The following is a 20,313-nucleotide window of genomic DNA, read 5'->3' on the forward strand; positions in this document are numbered from 1 at the left end:
CATGTCCATGCGGGATTGGTTGCCGTCCGTTGCCGGACGCGACCGGCATGCTCAGCCGGTCGAGGTGCCGATCATGGTGAGCAGCTCGCGGCGCGTGGTCGGATCGTCGCGGAACGCGCCCAGCATGCAGCTGGTCACCATCGAGACGCCGTCCTTGTGGACGCCGCGCGTCGACATGCACTGATGCTCGGATTCAAGGACGACCGCGACGCCGCGCGGCGTCAGCGCCTCCTGGATCGTCTGGGCGATCTGCGCGGTCAGCTTTTCCTGGATCTGCAGGCGCTTGGCAAAGGCGTCGACGACGCGGGCGAGCTTGGAGATACCGACCACCCGGTCGCTCGGCAGGTAGGCGACATGGGCCCGGCCGATGATCGGCAGCATGTGGTGCTCGCAATAACTCTCGAAGCGGATATCGCGGAGCAGGATGACCTCGTCATAGCCTTCGACATCCTCGAAGGTCCGCTCCAGATAGGTGGCGGGATTCTGGTCGTAGCCGGCGAAGAATTCCTCGTAGGCGCGGACGACGCGGTCGGGCGTGCCGATCAGGCCTTCGCGGTTCGGGTCGTCGCCGGCCCAGCGCAGAAGCGTTCGAACGGCTTCCTCGGCCTGCTGCCGGCTCGGTCGTTTGATCGCGGTCGAGCCGCTTTCTGCGCTGCTTTCGGCCAGGGCCTGGGAATTGGGAGAATCCAACACGCTCGCTCCTACTCCGGATGTCGTAATACCCGGCCGGCAACGAGCAGACAGGGCGAAAAGCAATATGGTGTAAGGAAATCCGGAGGCAACCGCAACTTGCACCGGGTCAGTGGACGGCGGAGCCCTCGTGCGGACTGTCGAGCGAAAAGGCCGGAATCGCGACCTCGAAGACCTCGCCGACGGCGTTGGTCATCTCGTAGGCGCCGACCATGATCCCGGACGGCGTCGAGAGCGGCGTGCCGCTGGTATATTCGAAACTGCCGCCCGGCTCCAGGATCGGTTGCTCGCCGACGACGCCGGCGCCGCGGACCTCCTGGACCTGGCCTCGGGCATCGGTGATCTTCCAGTGACGGTTGAGCAGGGTGACCGTTTCGGTGCCGTTGTTCTCGATCCGCACCTGGTAGGCCCAGACATAATAGTCGTCGTCCGGTTCCGATTGATCCTCGAGGAAGACCGGTCTCACGCAGACCCGGATATGCCGGGTTTCCTTGTCGTAGGTGCCAGTGTCGGTCATCGAACGATCATCACGCCATCTGCTCTGCCGGCCAGGGGCAGGCCGACCCGTTCGGCGGAGTATCGCGATCGCCCGGTGGGTTGTCCAGAGACGGCGCGCTCAGCCGTCGCGCTCCGGAAGGGCGGCGTACCAGAGCTCGACCCGGCGGTTGGCCGGCTCGACCGCGCCATCCGCCGTCGCCACCCTCGGCCGGCTCTCGCCCAGCGCCTCGATCCGGATGCGGGCCGGGTCGGCACCGCGATCGCGGAGATAGTCGGCGACCGCCTCGGCCCGCTTCAGGCTGAGCCAGAAATTGTAGCTCGGCAATCCGGCACTGTCGCTGTGGCCCTGGATCAGCAGCGTCCGGCCGTCGACCCCGGCGCCGCCGAGCGGCAGTTCATCGAGGTTGCGCATGGCGCCGGCGTCGAGCTCCCGGCTGTCGAAGTCGAAATGCACGAGACGCCGCGGCGTATCCGGTGTCGGCAGATGGGCGGTCGCCGGGCCGGCGGCGGTCAGGATCGCGGTCAGGCCGTCACGGCAATAGGCGATATCGGCGCTTTGCCAGTTCTCCTCCTGCTGCTCGATCCAGCAATCGAAGAGCACCTGGGCCCGCGCCGCGCCGCCCGGGTCGCGCTCGCGGGCGCCGCCGTCGAGCCAGCGCAGGAGGGTCTCGCGCCGGGCGGCGATCAGGGTCCGCTGGGCGGCCGGCAGACTCCAGTCGGCGAGCGCCTCCGGTCCCGGCCGCTGGCCGCTCGCCGCGCTCAGGCCCTTGGCCGCGAAATAGGCCTGGTCGGGCCAGTCCTGTTGTGCCAGTTCGAGTTCGGCGAAGGCGAGATACTCGCGCGCCAGCGCTGCGTCGAACCCACCTGCCGCATCGCCGCCGCCGGACGCGCTCCGGCGCAGCGCATCGATGTTGGCGGTGGTGCAGGCCCCGATGCCGAGGATCAGCACCAGGGCCAGTGCACTGCCCGTGAGGAGTTTCCGCGTTGCCATGATCGAGCCTCCCGTCGTCGAACCGGGAGCGAACGTCGCAGGACAACAGGGCGGTCTCGGGTCGCCTTCGTGGTTCTTTCGGGGCGGCGCGGGGACGAATTGTGGCGGTCAGCCGCCGAGCGCCTGGTCCAGGTCCTCGATCAGGTCTTCCGCGTCCTCGAGCCCGACCGACAGGCGCACGAGTCCGTCGGAGATGCCGAGACGGGCCCGTTCCTCCGGCGTCAGACGCTGGTGCGTCGTTGTCGCCGGATGCGTCACCAGACTCTTCGCGTCGCCCAGGTTGTTGCTGATATCGATCAGCCCGAGGCGGTCGAGAAAGGCGAAGGCACCGGCCTTGCCGCCGGTGACCTCGATGGCGACCATCGTCCCGCCGGCGGACATCTGGCGCGCCGCCAGGTCGGCCTGCGGGTGGTCCGGATCGCCGGCGTAGAGCACCCGGGCGACGCCCTTGTGTCCCTTCAGGAAGGCCGCGACCCGGGCGGCGTTCTGGCAATGCCGTGCGACCCGCAGGTCGAGCGTCTCGAGGCCCTTCAGCATCAGCCAGGCATTGAACGGGCTGATCGCCGGTCCGGTGTGGCGCAGGAAGGACTTCAGGTGGGTTTCGCAGAATTCCTCGGAGGCGAGGATGATCCCGCCGAGCGCCCGGCCTTGGCCGTCGATATGCTTGGTCGCGGAATAGACCACGACATCGGCGCCGAGCGCCAGCGGGCGCTGCAGCATCGGGGTCGCGAAGACATTGTCGACGACCAGCCGCGCGCCGACGCTGTGGACGATCTCGGCGACGGCCGGGATGTCGATGATCTCGAGCATCGGGTTGGAGGGCGTCTCGATGAAGGCGGCGACGGTTTCCGGCCGGACCGCGCGGCGCCACTGGTCGAGGTCGGTGCCGTCGACCAGCGTCGTCTCGACGCCGAAGCGGGGCAGCAGGTCCTCGACGATATAGAGACAGGAGCCGAACAGCGCCCGGGACGCCACGACATGGTCGCCGGCCCTGACCTGCGAGAGCAGGGCGGCGTTGACCGCGGCCATGCCGCTCGCCGTCGCGCGGCCGGCCTCGGCACCCTCGAGCAGCGCCATCCGTTCCTCGAACATGGCCACGGTCGGGTTGGCGTAGCGGGAATAGATGAAGCCGGTTTCCTCGCCCTTGAAGCGGGCCTCGGCGGCCTCCGGGCTGTCGTAGACATAGCCCGAGGTCATGAACAGCGCCTCGCTGGTCTCGCCATGCGGCGAACGGTGCGTGCCGCCCCGGATCAGCCGGGTGGCGGGGCGCCAGTTCTGCGCGGCGCGATCTCCGTCGGAAGTCCTGTCGTTCATTTTTCGCTCTCCTTACCGGCGGAGCCTGCGCAAAAAAAATCCCCGACCAATGGGGGTCAGGGAGCGCATGCCCCGACCTTTTAGCGTGTTGTTTTACGTGGCCGCAAGCCGGTCGGCACAAATCACCACGTGGCCGAAGCTTTAGCGGCGCGGGGCCGGATCGTCAAGCGGGACGGCTAGTCCGCTTGCGGCGCGCCGAGTTCGAGGACGGTGCCGCCGGCGGCACGGGCGTCCTCGGCATCATGGGTAACCAGCAGGGTCGGCAGGGCATGGGCCCGGGCATGGTCGAAGACGAAGCGCCGGATCCGGTCGCGGAGCCCGGCGTCGAGGCGCGAGAAGGGCTCGTCGAGCAGGAGCGCGCGCGGCCGCGCCAGAAGCGTCCGCATCAGCGCGACCCGGGCGCGCTGGCCGCCGGAGAGGGTGGCCGGATCGCGCTCGCCGTAGCCGTCCAGTCCGGCATCGTCGAGCGCCGCGGCGATCGCCGCGGCGCGCGCCTTCCGGCCGCGCACGGCGGGATCGAGACCGAAGGCGAGGTTGTCGGCGACGGAGAGATGCGGGAACAGCAGGTCGTCCTGGAACAGGATGCCGACACGCCGGCGTTCCGGCGCGAGGTCGCGAAGCGGGCGGCCGTCCAGCGCGATCTCGCCGCTGGCCCGGAAGGCCGGGTCCAGGGTGCCGCAGATCAGCGCCAGCAGGCTCGATTTTCCGCAGCCGCTCGGCCCCATCAGGGTCACCACGTCGCCCGGCGCGACGGTCAGGTCGAGCGGGCCGAACAGCGCGCGCGGGCCGAGACGGAGCGAGACGCCGCGAAGCTCGAGCGTGTTTGCCGGCATGCCTGTCATGCGGCGGTCCGCATGCCGCGGCGGCGGCGGAAGCACCAGGCCGGGATGATCAGCGCGGCGAGGAAGGCGAGCCCCGGAAGGATCATCTGGACGACCGCGTAGAGCCCGATCAGCCGCCGGTCGCCACCGGCTGCCAGACCGACGGCCTCGGTGGTTACCGTGGTCACCCGGCCGGCCCCGGCGAACAGCGTCGGCAGATACTCGCCGACGGACACGGCGATCCCGATCGCCCCGGCAACGAGGATCGGGCGCAGCAGGAGCGGCAGGCGCAGGCGCCAGAACAGGGCGGCGGGCGAACGGCCGAGCGCCAGCCCGGTGCGGAAATAGCGCGGGTCCAGGTCGCGGTAGGCGCCGCCCAGGGCGAGGAACACATAGGGCAGGACGAACAGGAGATGGCTCCAGGCGACCGCCGGCCAGGTGCCGTCGGCGCCGGCCTGGACGAGCAGGATCTGGATCCCGAACAGGAACGCGACCTGCGGCACCAGCAGCGGCAGATACAGCAGCACGAGGCCGCGCCCGCCGTTCGCATTCGCCGTCGTGCGCCGCTGGCCGGCTTCGAGACTCGCCAGCGCCAGCACCAGCGCTGCCCCGGCGGCGGCGATGGCGATCCCGGCGGTGGTCGCGACATGCCCGCCGAGTGCCGGGCCATGCCGGACGGCGGCGTCTAGGCTCCAGTCGGAGGGCAGCGGGTCCGGATAGCGCCAGCGCCCCGCACCGGCCCAGAGCGCCATGGTGGCGAGACCGGCGGTGGCCGTTCCGAAAACGGTGATCGCTGTCCCGGCCGAGAGCATTGCGCCGAAGCGCCCGGTGCCTCCCCGGCGGCCCGCCATCAGCCGCCGGCGGGCGGCCCGGACAATGACCCGTTCGGCGCCGAGCCAGAGCAGGACCGTGCCGGCGACCAGCAAGAGTTGCAGGATCGCGCCGGCCGATGCCTGGAAACGGAAGGCGAGATCCGGATCGTTGAACCAGCGCACCAGCAGGACCGCGAGGGGCGGCGGGGTCGCCGGGCCAAGGATGATCGCCATGTCGACGGTTGACATCGCGTAGGTGAGCACGGCGAAGACCGGCAAGCGGAGCTGCGGATAGAGCTGCGGGAAGGCGACGGCGCACCAGGCGCGGGCCTTGCCGTAGCCGAAGCCGCGGGCCTGCGCGACCTGGCCTGCGGTCGCCGTCTGGCCGCTGGCCGCCAGCATTATGAGGAAGAGAAAGGGTACTTCCTTCAGGACCAGCCCGCCGATCAGCGCCAGGCCGAGCGGATCCTGCACGATCGTCAGGTCGGGCGGCACGGGCCCGGCGAGCGGCGCCCAGAACAGCCGGAACAGCCAGCCGCTCGGCGCGATCAGGAAAGCGAGTCCGAAGGCGAGTGCCGCATGCGGAACGGAAAGCAGCGGCGCGATCAGCCTGCGAAGGCGCGCGATCAGGCGACTGTCATGCCAGTGGGCGAACAGGGCCGTGACGATGGCGACCGAAAGCAGCGTCGCCGTGAGCCCGGTGCCGAGTGAGAGGCCGACGGCGTTGCCGAGGCCCGGATAGGCGAACAGCGCCTGCCAGGGGGCGAGCGACAGTCGTTCGCCGCCGAGCGCGGGCAGATACCCGAAGGCCGGGCCGAGGGTCCACAACAGGCCGGCGAAGAGCGGGCCGAGAAAGAGCGCGAGCGTGAACGGCGGGACGAAGCGAAGCAGCCCGCCCCGACGTTGCACCGCGGTCAATGGCCGTAACGGCGCTGCCACTCGGCTTCGAGCGCCCCGACCCAGCTCGGATGCGGTTCGGGCAGGCTCGGGGTCAGTTCCTCTGGCGTCAGCGTCGCCGGTCCGAGCTTCAGGTGACGAAATCGGGCCCGTTCCTCGACCGGCAGCGCGGCGACGTCGAGCACGGTGAAATCGCCCCACACGGCGGGGTCCTGCTTGTGCAGCTGGGCCTCCGGCGAGATCAGGAAGTTGGCCACCACCATCGCCCCCTCGCGGGCCGAGGCGTTGAACGGAATGGCCACGAAATGGCTGTTCGAGAGCGTGCCGGCATCGAAGATGAAGGTCCGGGTGCTCTTCGGCAGCAGACCGTTCGCGATGTCGTTGCTGGCGGTTGCCGGGTTGAAGGCCATCGCGATGTCGACCTCCCGGTCGTCGAGCATGCGGCGCAGCCTTGTCGAGCTCTCGGGATAGTTCTTTCCGCCCCGCCAGAGATGCGGCCGCAGTTCGTCCAGGTAGGCCCAGAGCGGCGCGGTGGTCGCCTCGAAGTCGTCGCCGACCGGGCGCAGCAGGCGATCGCGATCGGTCGCGAGTTCGAGCAGCGCCTGCTTCAGGAAGCTCGTGCCGACGAAGTCCGGCGGCTGCGGATAGGTGAAGCGGCCCGGATGGGTGCGTGCCCAGTCGAGCAGGCGCACCGCGCTCTTCGGCGGCGAGGCGAGAACGTCGCGGTCGTACATGAAGATGAAATGGGCCATGCCCCAGGGCGATTCGAAGCCATCGGTCGGAACAGTGAAGTCGAGGATCGTGCTGGGTTTCTCGGCGACGTCGACATAGCGGAAATTCGGCAGCATCTCGGCGAACGGGCCGTACAGGAGACCGTTGCGCTTCATCGCCGCGAAATTCTCGCCGTTGATCCAGATCAGGTCGATCGAGCCGCCGGCGCTGCGCCCGGCCGCCTTCTCCGCCACCACGCGGGCCACGGCCGAACCGGTATCGGTCAGCTTCACATGCTCGACCGTGACGTCGAACTGCTCCTTCACCCGTGCCGCGACCCAGTCGATATAGGCGTTGATCACCGTGTCGCCGCCCCAGGCGTTCCAGTACACGGTCTGGCCCTTTGCCCGCTCGGTCAGCGCCTGCCAGTCCTCGACCGGGGTCGACGACGCGGCCGCGGTCCGGCCGGGCACGATCGCTGCCATCGCGGCGAGCAAGAGGACGAGCGCGGAAAGGGTCGCCATGATACGCGTGTTACAGGTCACAATCTCGGAACTCCGGCAGGATTCGTGTTGCTCCGGCGCACCTTACGCACTTTTGCCGGCCACGGAAATAACGCCGCATCGCGATCCCGTGACCGCCGCCCGCGAGATCGCCGCCGATTGCGGCCCCGCGGCCTATTCCGGCGGGGTCAAGGCGATTTGGGCCTTCCGCCGAAACTGGAGGTCATGCTAAGTAACGGTCGGAGCGCGGGTGTAGCTCAGTGGTAGAGCGTCTGCTTCCCAAGCAGAATGTCGAGGGTTCGATCCCCTTCACCCGCTCCAGCTTCCCGGTATTGCCAGTAGCGCCTTGCGCCGCCGCGTCAGTCCAGGCGACTGACCGGCGCGGCCAGCACGTAGCCGATGCCGCGCACCGTCTTGATCAGTTCGGGCGTGTTCGGGTTCGTCTCGATCTTTTTCCGCAGCCGGCCGATCAGCACGTCGATCGAACGATCGTAAGGCGTCCAGTCGCGCGAGCGGGTCAGGTCCATGAGCTGGTCGCGGCTGAGCGGAATGTTGGCCGATTGCGCCAGGCAGCGCAGCAGGTCGAACTCGCCGCTGGTCAGCGTGATCTCCCGGTCGGCTGCGTCGGCAAGGCGACGGCGTGTCAGGTCGAGCGTCCATTGTCCGAAACCGAGAATGCCGCCGCTTTCCTTCGGCGTCGGGGCGGGCGCGTAGCGCCGCAGCACGCTGCGCATGCGCGCCAGCAGCTCGCGCAGTTCGAAGGGCTTGCCGATATAATCGTCGGCGCCGATCTCGAGCCCGCGAATGCGGTCCATCGGGGTATCGTATGCGGTGATCATGATGACCGGCACTTCCGACCGGCCGCGCAGCGTGCCGAGCAGCTCGATCCCGTCGGCGTCCGGCAGATTGACGTCGAGGAGCATGAAGTCGATATCGTCCTCGTCGAGGCGACGCCACATGTCCCGCGCCGAGGCCGCTTCCACGACCGCCATATCCTCGCTGGACAGGAATGTCGCGACCATCAGGCGCAGATCGGCGTCATCCTCGACGATCAGGACCCGGATGTCTCGCTTCGTCGGATCGGATTGGGTCACGTCGCCGTCTGTCTTCCTGCGCACTTGTGTCTGGCATGGTTGCCCGACACTTGTTGTCAAAAGCTTGCGATCGGGATACCGGGCACGCGAATTCGATACTGGGACAGCGCGGCGCCGCGGAGTTGCGCGGTTCCCGCCTATGTGCCATATCCAGCATATCCAGTCGCGCGTTCCGGGGAAAGGGACAGCCGGGCGCGAATCACCGGACGCCGCTGGCACATGTGGGGTGATGGAACGAATGTTCGCGTCACCTGTTCAGGAGCCGGAAGTTCGCTTCCGGCCACGGTTACGGAGGCCGCCCGAACCGGGGCTGGCGGAGCCGCTGTCTATGTGGTTAGGGTGTGCCCCGGTCCATGATCGGGGCCGTGTCCCGATGGCCTGTTCGATAGCTTTCCGTCGGCACCTCGTATCCGAGTGAACAGTCGTCACGAGTGAGAAAGCCGGGGACATTTCTCTAATGGCCTATACGCAGCATTTCGGCCTGCGCGACGCGCCTTTTGCCGCGTCCACGATGCGTCACAGCCTTCTGGCGCTCGATGCCAACGAGCGCCTCCGGCGATCGATCGGGCGAAGCCTGGCGCGTGCCGGGGCGATCTATCTTCTGGCCGGCGACAGCGCCGCCACCCGGACCGCGCTCCTCCAGGCGCTTGCCGAGGATCGCGACGGCGAATCCAGGCGGATCGTCCTGGATGCCGCCGGCATGGGGTTCGAGGACCTGGTGCACGAGGCGGCCCGCCTGCTCGATTTCCGTGCGCCGGGCAAGTCCGGCACCGACCAGGCGGCCCTGCTCGCCTTCATCATGGCCGAATGCGCGGCGATCCGGCCGCCGTTGATCCTGTTGAACAACGCCGATTGCGCCGCCGACGATCTCTTTCGCGGCCTCGCGCGGATCTTCCCGGCCAGTGGCCCGCGCGAACGCATGCCGCGCGTCGTTCTCGCCGGCGGCGACGCCTTTCCGGCCCGCTTCGAGGCCGCGGCGCCGGGCGACCTGCTGGCCCGCCGGGCGGAAACCTACACGATCGGCCCGCTGTCGATCGTCGAGGCCGAGGAGTTCATCGACAATTGTCTCGAGCAGGTCGGACATAGCAGCGAAGGCCTGTTCGAGCCGCAGGCGATCGTCCGTCTGACCGAGATCGGGGAAGGCCGGCCGGAGGCAATTGCCCGGCATGCCGAGCGGGGCCTCATTGCCGCCAGCGAGCGCGGTGCCCCGCGCGTCGGCGCCGAGCACATCGTGCCGGAACAGGTCGCCGTCCCGCTCCCTCCGGCGACGTCGCCCGCGCCGAAGGCGGAAGCCGCGCCTGCCGCGATACGCCCGGCGGCCGGCGACTTCCATCGTCCCGAGGATCGGCCGGGCCTTCCGCCACGGAAGCAACCGTTGCCGGCGAAACGACGGCGTGGTCTGCTGCTCGCCGCCACCATCCTGCCGCCGCTGGTCGTGGCCGGGCTGGTTCTGGCGGTTCTCACGCGGTCCGGATGGGACATCGACAGGGTCGCGGGCCTGTTCCAGGGCAGCGGTTCGACCGCCGTCAACCCGAGTTCGGCCCAGCCGGCCGCCGACCAGGCGCCGGCACCGGCCGAGGCCGATCCGATGCCAGTCGGTACGGGGCTGGACGTGCCCATGCCCGATCCGGAGGAAGTGCTGCGCCTGCGTGCCGAGACCCTCGAGGGCGCGATCGACGATCTGACGGCCAATCTGGGCGTTGTCATCGGTGAGCGCGACGGACTGTCGGTCCGGCTGCGGACCGTCAAGGAAACCGAGCAGGCACTGCGCAGCGATCTCGAAGCCGCGCGTCAGCGCATCCGTGACCAGGCGGTGGCCTTCGGCACGACGCAGCGGCAGCTTGCCGAGGCAAGGTCGCGGCTCGCCGAAATGGAGAGCAGGCTGGCGAGCGTCGAAGCGGCCCGTGGCAGCGCGGCCGAGTTGGCCACGGGAGCGGAAAGCGACGCCCGCGCAGCGGCCCGCTCGCTCGCCGAGGCGAAGGCCGCGAACGATACGCTCCGGGCCGAGATCGGCACGCTGCGCGACGATCTGGACCGCCTGAAGACGGTCGCCGATACCGTGCCCGGCCTGAAGCGTGACCTGGCGCGGCAGAAAACCCTCTACGAACAGGCGGACGGCAAGATCGCGCGGCTCGAGCAGCAGCTTGCGACGGTCACGGCCGAACGGAACCGGATCATGGCGGCGGTCGCAGATCGCCCGGCCGCGGCGGTGGAAACGCCGGCCGCTGAACAGCAGATCGCCTCGCCGGCCGACCCGAAGAAGACCGAGCTTTCTCCCGAAGTCGATACGCTGCTGGCGCGCGCCGCGACCCTGGCCGAGAACCAGCAACTGACCGTGCCGCCGGGAAACAACGCGGTGGAAAGCTACAAGGCGGTCCTCGAACAGGCGCCCGACAACGAGACCGCGCTCGCGGCACTCGACCGGCTGAAGTCGGATTTCCTGCTCTGGGGGCGTTCGGCGATGGCCCGCGGCGAGTACGATGCGGCGCTCCGGCAGTACCGAAAGGCGTTGTTCGTCGATCCGCGAAACGACGAGGCGCTGGAGGCATTGAACAAGGCCCGCGAGAAGGCCGGCGTCGCAGGGGCGACGGTGACCGCGTCGGCCGATCCTACCGGGCTGGCGCGGCCCGAGACCGGGCGCGCCATGACGGCTGCCGGGAGCGGCGATCTCTCGACTCTCGGGGCCTGGCTTGCGACGGGCGGCGATGTCAACCAGCGTGACGGACGTGGCTGGACGCTCCTGATGCACGCGGCGGCGGAAGGCCAGACCGAGACCGTCGACTGGCTGCTCGACCGGGGGGCCGAGCTCGGCCGGCGCGACGCGGATGGCCGGACTCCGTTGCTGCGCGCGGTCTGGGACGGCCGCTCTTCGGTGGTCGCCCTGCTGCTCGAGGCCGGTGCCGACGTCAATGCCCGCGATGGCGAGGGGCGAACCCCGCTTCAGGTCGCCGCGGCGCGCGGCTACGAGGCGATGCTCGGGCAACTGGTCGCTGCCGGTGCCAACCTCAACAGCCGTGACCAGGATGGTCAGAGCCCGCTGATCGCCGCCGCCGTCAACGGCCATGTTTCGGCGGTCGCCACCCTCATCCGGGCCGGCGCGGATGTCAACGCGGCGGACGAGAACGGACGGACGGCCCTTCTCCAGGCGATTGCCCGCCGCCAGGAGCCGGCGGCCCGGCTGCTGCTCCAGGCCGGGGCCGAGATCGACCATGCGGACAGCACCGGCGAAACCGCGCTCATGGCTGCGGCGACGATGGGCGAGGCCGCGCTCGCCGAGGAGCTTCTGCGGCGCGGCGCCGATCCGACCCGGGTGAATGCCGGGGGTGCCAGTGCGGCCGATATTGCACTTCGCCACGGACGCATTACCCTTGCCCAGCGGATCGCCCGCGCCACCAACTGAGCGCCGGCGCGACAAGGTTCGACAAGGGGGAACAATGCGCGATATCGAAACGGCGCGCGTGGCGCTTCGGGCCGGGCAGACAACGTCGCTTGCCCTGACCGAGGCGGCGCTCGACCGCGCCCGCGATCCGGCCGGCGAGGGGGAGCGGGTTTTTACCCGGCTTTACGCGGATCGGGCGCTGCAGACCGCGCGGGCAGCCGACATGCTCCGCGATGCCGGCCATGCACCGTTGCCGTTGCAGGGTATTCCGATCTCGATCAAGGATCTCTTCGACGTCGCCGGTGAGCCGACGCCGGCCGGTTCGGTGGTGCTGCGCGACGGCCCCGTGGCGGCAGCCGACGCGCCGATCGTCGCCCGCCTGCGCGGCGCCGGGGCGGTCCTCGTCGGGCGTACCAACATGACCGAGTTCGCCTATTCCGGGCTCGGCCTCAACCCCCATTACGGGACGCCGCGAAATCCGTTCGACCGGGCGACCGGGCGGATTCCCGGCGGCTCCAGTGCCGGCGGCGCCGTTTCGGTCACCGACGGCATGGCGCTCGGCACGATCGGCACTGATACCGGCGGCTCCTGCCGGATCCCGGCCGCGCTCTGCGGCATCGTCGGTTACAAGCCGAGCCAGCAGCGGGTGTCCCGGGACGGTGCCGTGCCGCTCTCGACCAGCCTCGATTCGATCGGACCGCTGGCCCGGACTGTCGCCGACTGCGCCCTGCTCGATGCGGTTATCGCCGGCGAGGCGGAGGTCGCGCCGCCGCCACCGTTTCCGCTCGACCGGCTGACCGTCGGGGTGCCCGGCCACTATGTCATGGAAGGCATGGACGACGATGTCGCCCGCGCCTTCGAGCGGGCGCGTTCAGCGCTGTCCGCCGCCGGGCTCCGGGTCATCGATATCCCGCTCGCCATGCTCGAACGCCTGCCGGCGCTCAACAGCAATGGCGGCATCGCCTCGGCCGAAGCCTTTCACTGGCATCGCGATCTGCTGGCGACGGGCGCCAACCGCTACGACCCGAACGTCTCCGCGCGCATTCTCGCCGGCCGCGAACACTGCGCCGCCGACTATATCGAACTGCTCCGCCAGCGCCGCGCGATGATCGCGGAATTCGCCGCCGAAACGGCCGGCCTGGACGCGCTGATGATGCCAACGGTGCCGACGATCGCCGCACCGATCGCGCCGCTGCAGGCGGACGAGGCGGCCTATCGGCGAACCAACCTGCTGATGCTCCGGAACCCGTCCGCCTTCAATTTTCTCGATGTCTGCGGCATCAGCATTCCCTGCCATGAGACCGGCGCCGCCCCGGTCGGACTGATGCTGACGGCGGCGAACGGTGCCGATCGCCGGCTCTTCGCGATCGCCCGCGCGGTCGAGGCAGTCGTCGCGCCCCGCGAGGCCTGAGCGGGCATTCCGCTCAGAGTGGCCAGACGGTGATCAGGGCGGGAAGGCCGACGGCGACGATCAGCAGCTCGAGCGGCAGCCCGAGCCGCCAGTAGTCGCCGAAGGAATAGCCGCCGGGGCCGAGAATGAGCGTGTTGTTCTGATGCCCGATCGGGGTCAGGAAGGCGCAGCTTGCCCCCAGCGCCACGGCCATCAGGAAGGCGTCGGGATTGACGCCGAGGCTGTTGGCGAGGCCGTAGCTGATCGGCGCCATGACGACCGCGGTCGCGGCATTGTTCATGATGTCGGAAAGCGTCATCGTGACAACCAGGATGATGCCGAGGATCACCACCGGGCCGAAATCGCGCGAGAAGGCGAGGATCTGCTCGGCCAGCAATTCCGTCGTGCCGGTCGATTCGAGGGCGCCGGCGACCGGCACCATCGCGCCCAGCAGGACGACGACCGGCCAGTCGACGGCGTCGTAGAGTTCCCGCGGCGGCACCACGTTGATCATCACCATGGCACCCGCCGCCAGGCAAAGCGCCAGCACCAGAGGCACGAAGCCGAGCGCGGCGGCGGTCACGGCCAGGATGAAGATGCCGGCAGCCGGCAGCGCGAGATGACGCTTGCCGAGAACCCAGTCGCGGCCGGCGAGCGGCAGACAGCCGATCGCCGTGATCACGTCGGGCAGCGCCTCCGCGTCGCCCTGCAGCAGCATGACGTCGCCCGCCCGGAACTGGATCGCGTCCATCTTGTCGCGAAAGGGACGGCCCTGGCGCGAGACCGCGATGAGATTGACGCCGTGCTTGCGGCGCAGGCCGATTTCCTTCGGTGTCCGGCCTTCGATCTTGGCGCGCGGCGGTACCACGGCCTCCATCACGGTGACGTCGTCGGATTTCAGCAGGTCGCTGCGGCTGCCCTCGATGCCGACGAATTTCAGGTTGTAGGCCTTGCGCTGCTTCTCCAGCGCCGTCGGATTGGCCTCGACGATCAGCAGGTCGCCCTCGGCCAGCCGCAGCCAGGGCAGGCCGTGGAAGCGGCGCTGCTCACGGCGGATCAGGCCGACGATCCGGATCCCGTCGTCGCCGCTCTTGTCTTCCAGCTCGCGGACCGTAAGGCCGATCGCCTTCGAATCCTCGGTGACCCGCAGCTCGCTGACATATTCCTCGATCTCGTAGAGCGCGGCGGTGTTGGCGCGGGATTTGTGCGAGCGCGGGATCAGGCGCCAGCCGCCGAGCGTGATGAAGGCGAGGCCGGCGAGCGCCACGGCGAGCCCGACGGGCGTGAAGTCGAACATCTCGAACGGCCCGTCGCCGACCTGCCCGCGATAGGTCGCCACGATGATGTTGGGCGGGGTCCCGATCAGCGTGATCAGGCCGCCGAGGATGGAGCCGAAGGAGAGCGGCATCAGCAGGATGCCCGGCGGACGCTTCGCCTTGATCGCCGATTGCATGGCCGTCGGGAGCAGCAGCGCCAGCGCACCGACATTGTTCATGAAGGCGGAAAAGGCCGCGGCGATTCCGGAGAGCGCGGCGATATGGGTTGTGGTCGTGCGTGTCGCCGGCTCGATCAGTCCGGTAATGAACTCGATCGCGCCCGAATTGGCGAGTGCGCGCGAGACGATCAGCACGGCGATCACGGTGATCACCGCGGGATGGCCGAATCCGGCGAAGGCCTCGTCGATCGGGATGAGGCCGAAAGAGACGGCGGCGAGCAGGGCCGCGAGAGCGACCAGGTCATAGCGCCAGCGGCCGTGGATGAAGAAAACCAGCGCGCAGGCGACGATGCCGGAGATGATCTGCTGTTCGACCGTCAAGATGCCTCCACCAGCCCGGGGCGCACGACCGGCGGGATGTCCCACTCGGTCCGGCTGGCATAGCGTTCGACGAGGAAATCGACGAAGGCGCGAACCTTCGGCGAAAGGTGGCGGTTGTGGGAGAAGACCGCGTAAATGGCCGTGTCGAGCGCGCTCGGGCTGGCCGTGTAGTCCGGCAGGATCTGCACCAGCCGACCGCTCGCGATATCGGACTGTACCATCCAGGACGAGAGCAGCACGATGCCGAGCCCGTTCAGCGCCGCGGCCAGCAGCGCTTCGGCATTGTTGCACTGCAGATTGCCACTCACGCGGATTTCCTTCATGCCGTCCTCGCAGCGGAACCGCCAGGTGTCCTGGTGGCCCGTCTGCTTGTAGAGAAGGCAGTTGTGGCGTTCGAGTTCCGTCGGCGTCGTGGGCACGCCGTGTTTGCGGAAATAGTCCGGGCTGCCGCAGACGACGCGGTTGTTGTTGGCGAGCTTGCGGGCGATCAGGCTGGAATCCTTGAGCTCGGCGATCCGCACCGCGAGGTCGATGCCGGCCTCGATCAGGTCGATGATGTTGTCGGTCAGGATCAGGTCGACGCTCACCTCGGGGTGGCGGGCGACGAATTCCGGGATCGCCGGCGCGATATGCAAGCGGCCGAAGGCAACCGGCGCGGTCACCCGAAGGCTGCCGGTCGGTGAGGCGCCGAGCTTGGTGACGGCGAGATTGGCCTCCTCGATATCGGCCAGGACCTGTTTCGCCCGCTGATAGTAGATCAGCCCGGCTTCGGTCAGGCTGAGCTTGCGCGTCGAGCGGTTGAGCAGGCGCACGCCGAGCTTGTCCTCGAGCCCGTTGATCTGCCGCGATACCGACGACGGCGCCAGACCGAGCTGGCGACCGGCAGCGGAAAAACTGCCTGCCTCGACCGCCGTCGTGAGGAGTCTCATACCCGTTTCGCTATCCATCGGTATTCCGTCTTTGCATGTACAGCATCGATGATGCTCCAAAACCTTCTATTTATCCGACACAGACAAAGCGACATAAAGTCGGTAGTGGCATTCGGCAAACAGGAATCAGTCCAATGACCCCAAGCCATTTCCCACGTCACCCGCTGGCAGACGACCCGATCCGGCAGGCTCTCGAGCGTGGCCGCGACCTGCATGCCCAGGCTGTTCGGGGCGGTGTCCGCCAGGTGCTCGACATCGTATCCAGCGCGCTCGCCGCATCGTTCCGCGTCAGCCGCTTGCGTCGCCGCTCGATTTCTCCGCGCGGCGAGTGCGTTGCCTGCGGATAAAGTCGTCCATCATACGTCGAGGTTCGTCGCTTTCGAAAGAGCATGCGAAGGCGTCGATTCCCGCCTGGATCCCGGCACTGAGCGGCATTTCCTCCCAGGCATGCATCAGCGCCTTCTGGTCGGCGACCGCTTTCGGGCCGGCCGGCAGGATCTCGTCGATCCAGGCGGCGATTGCCTGGTCAAGCGCGTCGGCCGGAACGATCCGGTTGACGAGGCGCATGTCCCGCGCCGCGCCGGCGTCGATGGTCCGCCCGGTGAGCAGCAGATCGGCGGTCGCCGCCATGCCGATCAGGCGCGGCAGCAGGGCCGCCTCGATAACCGAGGGTATGCCGACGCGAACCTCCGGCATGCCGAACTGGCTGCCGTGCGCGGCGACGCGGTAGTCGCACGCGGCCGCGACCTCGAGACCGGCGCCGAGGCAGAACCCTTCGATACGCGCGACGACCGGGACCGGAAGGGCGCGGATATCGGCGCATAGCGCGTGCAAGGCGGTGATGAATCGGCGTGCGCTGTCCGGCTCGAGTGTCGCCATCTCGAAGATGTTGGCGCCGCCGATGAAGGCGCGCCCGCCGGCCCCGGTCAGGATCACGGCGCGCAGATTATCCACCTCCCGCACGGCACCAAAGGCCATGCGGAGCCGTGCAACCTCGGCGCTGCCGACCGTGTTCAGTTTGCCACTGTTGTCGAAGGTAAGCGTCGCGATCCGGCCGCCGCCGTGATCCGCGATCGCCGTCTCGACGCGCGGCGCGGGTATATCAGACATTCTGACTGGCTTTCTGGTTGTCCCCAGCCGGTATCGGAGCATGCGTCGGGACGCTTTGCAAGCGTATGACCTTTTGACTTTGTCGTGAGTCTTTCTAGGTTATGGGCAGGTTGCGCCCCGCATGGCGACGACAGGAAGGTGGGACGATGTTCATTCAGACCGAAACACGCGACGACGGACGCACGATCGGCTTCTTCCCCGGGCGCGCGGTGCTCGATCAGGGGCGCAAGCGATTCGCCGACGCGGAGGCGGCTTCCGCCTCGCCACTGGCGCAACGGATCTTCGCCGTCGACGGTGTCGAGAGCGTCACGCTGGACGGCGACAGCATCGTCGTCAGCCGCACATCGTCGGCCGACTGGGTGAGCATGAAGCCGGCCGTTCTCGGCGCGATCATGCAGCATTTCACGAGCGGCGATCCGGTGCTCGTCGAGGCCCCCGAGGTCTCCGATGCGCCCGAGGCGGCGCCTGCGGACAGTCTCGAGGACGAGGCCGACCCGGAAGTCCGCGCCAAGCTGATCGACCTGATCACCACCCGGATCCGACCGGCAGTGACACAGAGCGGCGGCGAGATCGAATACAAGTGGGTGCGCGACGGGATCCTCTACCTGCATCTGGCCGGCGCCGGCCTGCAGATGAAAGCCGGCATCGAAAACATGCTTCGCCACTACCTGCCGGAGATCCAGGCAGTCCGCGACTGGCGCGAATCGCTGCCGAAGCCGGGTCTCGGTACCGACCGCGGCCAGGCGATCGCCCGTTTCCTGGACGAGCGGATCAATCCGTCGGTCGCCTCCCACGGCGGCCATATCGCCCTGGTCGACGTGCAGGACGATCGCGTCTTCATCCGTCTCGAGGGCGGCTGCCACGGCTGCGGCATGGCGGACGTGACCCTGAAGCAGGGTGTCGAGGTCGAGATCAAGCGGGCATTCCCGGACATCTCGGCGGTGCTCGACGTCACCGACCACGCAAGCGGCAACAACCCCTACTACCAGGCCTGAATACCGCTACGCGATTGACCGACGGGTCAGGTCCGGCTGGTGGCGGACCGTAGTCCTCTGAGGCGGTAGACGTCGATGCGGCCGCTGCGGCCGCGGATATCCCGGTCGCCCACCGTTTGCCAGTCCAGCGCCCGGGCGGCCTCACGGGTGTCGCCCGAGGCGAGCACGATGCAGTCATTCGTGTCGTCGATCTCGCGGCCGAGCGCTTCCAGCCGCTGGGCGACATTCACCGTATCGCTGACGACCGTGTAGTTGATGCGCCCCGGCGCGCCGATATTGCCGACCACGACCCGGCCGGAATGAAGGCCGATCCGGAGCCGGATCGGCGGCTCGCCGTCGCGCCGGCGCCGGACATTCTCGGCTTCCGCGCCGGCGGCGATCGCCTGTGCTGCCCGGCAGGCCCGCAGCGCATGGTCCGGCTGGGCCTCCGGCGCACCCCAGAAGGCCATCACCGAATCGCCGATGAACTTGTCGACAGTGCCATCCTCCGCCTCGATGCAGGCGGTGATCGTCTCGAAATGCCGGTTCAGGAGGCTGGCGACGCGCGAGGCCGACAGTCCTTCCGCGAGCCTGGTGAAGCCGACGATATCGGTGAACATCACCGTGACCTCGCGTTCCTCGGAATCTTCCGGGCCGGTCGCGACCAGTCGCTCGACAAGGCGTTTCGGCACGTAGCGCTCGAACCAGATCAGCCCGCGCAGCATCGAGTTGTAGGCGTCGGCGGCATTGTTGAGTTCGCGGAAACGGGTATGCGGCAACGGCGTGACCCGGGCGAAGTCGAGGCGCGAGATCTGCGAGGCGGCGCGTGCCAGCGCCTCGATCGGGCGGGCGATCCGCCGGCCGAGCAGGATCGCGGCGGCGATGGCGAGCAGCAGGATGACGAAACCCGTCACCGTGCTCGCGATCAGCCGATTGAATTCCGCGCCGATCTGGTCATCCCGGTAATAGACACCGACCTGCCACGGCTTGTCGGAATAGCCATAGAGCGTCCTGTAGAGAAAGAAATGCCCCTCGCCCGGGCGGGAGCGGGTCCTGTGGCCCTGGACCTCCGAGATGTTGGCGATGAAGCCCAGTTTCGGGTTCTCCGGGTTCCACATCTCCCGCAGCACCGGGTCGCTGAACTCGGCGAGCGGCGGCAGCGGCCTGTCGGGGCCGAGGGTGGCCAGCGCCGCCGGCAGATCCTTGTGGGCGAGAACATAATGATCGTCGTAGAGGATGAAGCTGGTGCCGCCGGGAAGTGCCTTGCTCGCACCCAGGAAAGTGGTGAAGGCGGTGGTCGGAACGACCGCCAGGTAAGCGCCGATCAGCCTGCCGTCGCGGTTTACGGGCTGGACGAACCAGACAATCGGCTTGCCGGTATCCGGCTCGAAGATCACCGGCCCCCAGAGCGGCGATGCATTGCGGCTGATGGCCTCCAGCATCGCGATCGCGATCGGGTCGGCGGCGAGATCCTCGGAACCGAACTGGCCATTCTCGCGGACGATGTAGCGGAGCCGCAGATTCGTATCGACGAAACCGGCCGCGGCGACGTCGGGCGTTGCCGAGAGAGCGGCCCGGATTGTCCGCCGGAGATCGCGGTCATCGGTCGGATCGACGGCACCGACATAGGTCAGTTCGGCGAGGTAGCCGAGTTGCGCCTCGATTGGATCGAGATGGTTCTCGATACTGTCGACGGCCGATTGCACGGCGAGACGAGCGACGTCCTGACCGAGATCGCGGGTATTGCTGAAACTGGTGTAGAGGCCGACCGCGAGCACGCTGGCCACGGCAGTCAGGGTCAGCAGGCCGAGTGCGAGCGCCAGCGCGCTGGCAATCGAAAGCCGCGTGATCCGCTTGCGCGGGCCACCGGCCTCGGCGCTGTCAGGCTTTCGCGGGCGCGATCGCATAGGTCATGGTGGCGTGCGCGGCGGGCTCGTCCTCGCCTTCGACGGTCATGGTCGCCTCGCCGAAGACGAGCGTCCGTCCGGCTTTCAGGATGCGGATCTCGGCGATCAGGTCGCCGGCCCGGGCGGCGCGCAGGAACGAGGTATTCTGGGTGACCGTGGCCATCTCGCGAAAGCCGCCGAAGCGGCTCGCGACCGCGAAGACCATGGCCGTATCGGCGGTCGCCATCAGCGCCTGGCCGCAGATCATGCCGCCGGTCCGCGCGATATGCGGGCTGTTCGGAAGCCGCATCCGGACCCGGCCGTCGTGGATCGCCTCGATCGCCAGGCGCAGGTCCTGAATCCACGGCGCGAACCGTTCCCGCAGCACCTCGTTCGCTTCGTCGAGGGTCATGAGCCGGGCCTCCCCCTTGTTGTCCGGCGATCCGCCCGTGTCGATCCCGACCGGCAGCGCCCGCGCAACTTGATACGGGCAGCGCC

At 68.5% G+C, this 20,313-nt stretch carries 16 protein-coding genes, 1 tRNA gene and 1 riboswitch; of the genes, 4 read left to right on the forward strand and 13 right to left on the reverse strand.

Annotated elements, in window-relative coordinates; translation table 11 throughout:
- Nucleotides 1-51: 51 nt before the first annotated feature.
- The 7 genes from folE to OCH7691_RS03850 form a co-directional block, all read right to left on the reverse strand.
- A complete protein-coding gene (gene folE / locus OCH7691_RS03820) occupies nt 52-666 on the reverse strand; it encodes a GTP cyclohydrolase I FolE (RefSeq protein WP_217807914.1) in 615 nt (204 codons plus the stop codon).
- Nucleotides 667-799: 133 nt separating this feature from the next.
- On the reverse strand, nt 800-1,207 hold the full coding sequence (gene apaG / locus OCH7691_RS03825) for a Co2+/Mg2+ efflux facilitator ApaG/CorD (RefSeq protein ID WP_085882072.1): 408 nt from the start codon (nt 1,205-1,207) through the stop codon (nt 800-802).
- 99 nt (nt 1,208-1,306) lie between these two features.
- The gene (locus OCH7691_RS03830) at nt 1,307-2,179 is read right to left on the reverse strand and encodes an OmpA family protein (RefSeq protein WP_085882073.1); all 873 of its coding nucleotides are present in this window, start codon (nt 2,177-2,179) and stop codon (nt 1,307-1,309) included.
- 108 nt (nt 2,180-2,287) lie between these two features.
- Nucleotides 2,288-3,493: an O-succinylhomoserine sulfhydrylase gene (metZ, locus tag OCH7691_RS03835; protein WP_085882074.1), complete on the reverse strand. Its 1,206-nt coding sequence runs from the start codon at nt 3,491-3,493 to the stop codon at nt 2,288-2,290.
- Nucleotides 3,494-3,553: 60 nt separating this feature from the next.
- A riboswitch (SAM riboswitch) is annotated at nt 3,554-3,632 on the reverse strand.
- Between the two features lie 37 nt (nt 3,633-3,669).
- Nucleotides 3,670-4,326, reverse strand: coding sequence for an ATP-binding cassette domain-containing protein (locus OCH7691_RS03840; RefSeq protein ID WP_370853102.1), 657 nt, complete (start codon nt 4,324-4,326; stop codon nt 3,670-3,672).
- Between the two features lie 5 nt (nt 4,327-4,331).
- A complete protein-coding gene (locus OCH7691_RS03845) occupies nt 4,332-6,065 on the reverse strand; it encodes an ABC transporter permease (RefSeq protein WP_217807779.1) in 1,734 nt (577 codons plus the stop codon).
- The gene (locus OCH7691_RS03850; RefSeq protein WP_085882076.1) at nt 6,041-7,258 is read right to left on the reverse strand and encodes an ABC transporter substrate-binding protein; all 1,218 of its coding nucleotides are present in this window, start codon (nt 7,256-7,258) and stop codon (nt 6,041-6,043) included. The genes OCH7691_RS03845 and OCH7691_RS03850 overlap by 25 nt, the downstream gene beginning before the upstream one ends.
- Nucleotides 7,259-7,483: 225 nt before the next feature.
- Here OCH7691_RS03850 and OCH7691_RS03855 point away from each other — a divergent pair.
- Nucleotides 7,484-7,558: transfer RNA gene (locus OCH7691_RS03855), tRNA-Gly, on the forward strand.
- Nucleotides 7,559-7,596: 38 nt separating this feature from the next.
- Here OCH7691_RS03855 and OCH7691_RS03860 read toward each other — a convergent pair.
- Nucleotides 7,597-8,331 carry a response regulator gene (locus OCH7691_RS03860; protein WP_217807780.1) on the reverse strand — a complete coding sequence of 245 codons (735 nt, stop codon included), beginning with the start codon at nt 8,329-8,331 and terminating at the stop codon, nt 7,597-7,599.
- A gap of 457 nt (nt 8,332-8,788) precedes the next feature.
- On the opposite strand from OCH7691_RS03860, the gene OCH7691_RS03865 reads away from it, so the two are divergent.
- Together OCH7691_RS03865 and OCH7691_RS03870 are read left to right on the forward strand one after the other, a co-directional pair.
- Nucleotides 8,789-11,731 (forward strand): ankyrin repeat domain-containing protein, encoded by a 2,943-nt coding sequence (locus OCH7691_RS03865; RefSeq protein WP_085882077.1) that lies wholly within the window; start codon nt 8,789-8,791, stop codon nt 11,729-11,731.
- A 34-nt stretch (nt 11,732-11,765) separates the two neighbouring features.
- Nucleotides 11,766-13,121, forward strand: coding sequence for an amidase (locus OCH7691_RS03870; protein WP_085882078.1), 1,356 nt, complete (start codon nt 11,766-11,768; stop codon nt 13,119-13,121).
- A 13-nt stretch (nt 13,122-13,134) separates the two neighbouring features.
- Here the strand turns inward: OCH7691_RS03870 and OCH7691_RS03875 are convergent, their stop codons facing one another.
- From OCH7691_RS03875 to OCH7691_RS03885, 3 genes are all read right to left on the reverse strand, one after another.
- Nucleotides 13,135-14,916: an SLC13 family permease gene (locus OCH7691_RS03875; protein WP_085882079.1), complete on the reverse strand. Its 1,782-nt coding sequence runs from the start codon at nt 14,914-14,916 to the stop codon at nt 13,135-13,137.
- Entirely contained in the window at nt 14,913-15,845 is a 933-nt protein-coding gene (locus OCH7691_RS03880) for a LysR family transcriptional regulator (RefSeq protein ID WP_217807781.1), read from the reverse strand. Before OCH7691_RS03880 ends, OCH7691_RS03875 begins: the two co-directional genes overlap by 4 nt.
- Before the next feature lie 288 nt (nt 15,846-16,133).
- Nucleotides 16,134-16,955: an enoyl-CoA hydratase gene (locus OCH7691_RS03885; protein ID WP_085882081.1), complete on the reverse strand. Its 822-nt coding sequence runs from the start codon at nt 16,953-16,955 to the stop codon at nt 16,134-16,136.
- Between the two features lie 146 nt (nt 16,956-17,101).
- Between OCH7691_RS03885 and OCH7691_RS23480 the strand changes: the two genes are divergently transcribed.
- On the forward strand, nt 17,102-17,950 hold the full coding sequence (locus OCH7691_RS23480; protein WP_217807782.1) for a NifU family protein: 849 nt from the start codon (nt 17,102-17,104) through the stop codon (nt 17,948-17,950).
- A gap of 26 nt (nt 17,951-17,976) precedes the next feature.
- On the opposite strand, the gene OCH7691_RS03895 is transcribed toward OCH7691_RS23480, so the two are convergent.
- Both OCH7691_RS03895 and OCH7691_RS03900 read right to left on the reverse strand, forming a co-directional pair.
- Nucleotides 17,977-19,836: an adenylate/guanylate cyclase domain-containing protein gene (locus OCH7691_RS03895; RefSeq protein ID WP_085882082.1), complete on the reverse strand. Its 1,860-nt coding sequence runs from the start codon at nt 19,834-19,836 to the stop codon at nt 17,977-17,979.
- Nucleotides 19,811-20,227: a PaaI family thioesterase gene (locus tag OCH7691_RS03900; RefSeq protein WP_085883484.1), complete on the reverse strand. Its 417-nt coding sequence runs from the start codon at nt 20,225-20,227 to the stop codon at nt 19,811-19,813. The genes OCH7691_RS03895 and OCH7691_RS03900 overlap by 26 nt, the downstream gene beginning before the upstream one ends.
- Nucleotides 20,228-20,313 lie beyond the last annotated feature (86 nt).

Source organism: Oceanibacterium hippocampi (genome assembly GCF_900172325.1).
Classification (GTDB): Bacteria; Pseudomonadota; Alphaproteobacteria; order Sneathiellales; family Sneathiellaceae; genus Oceanibacterium; species Oceanibacterium hippocampi.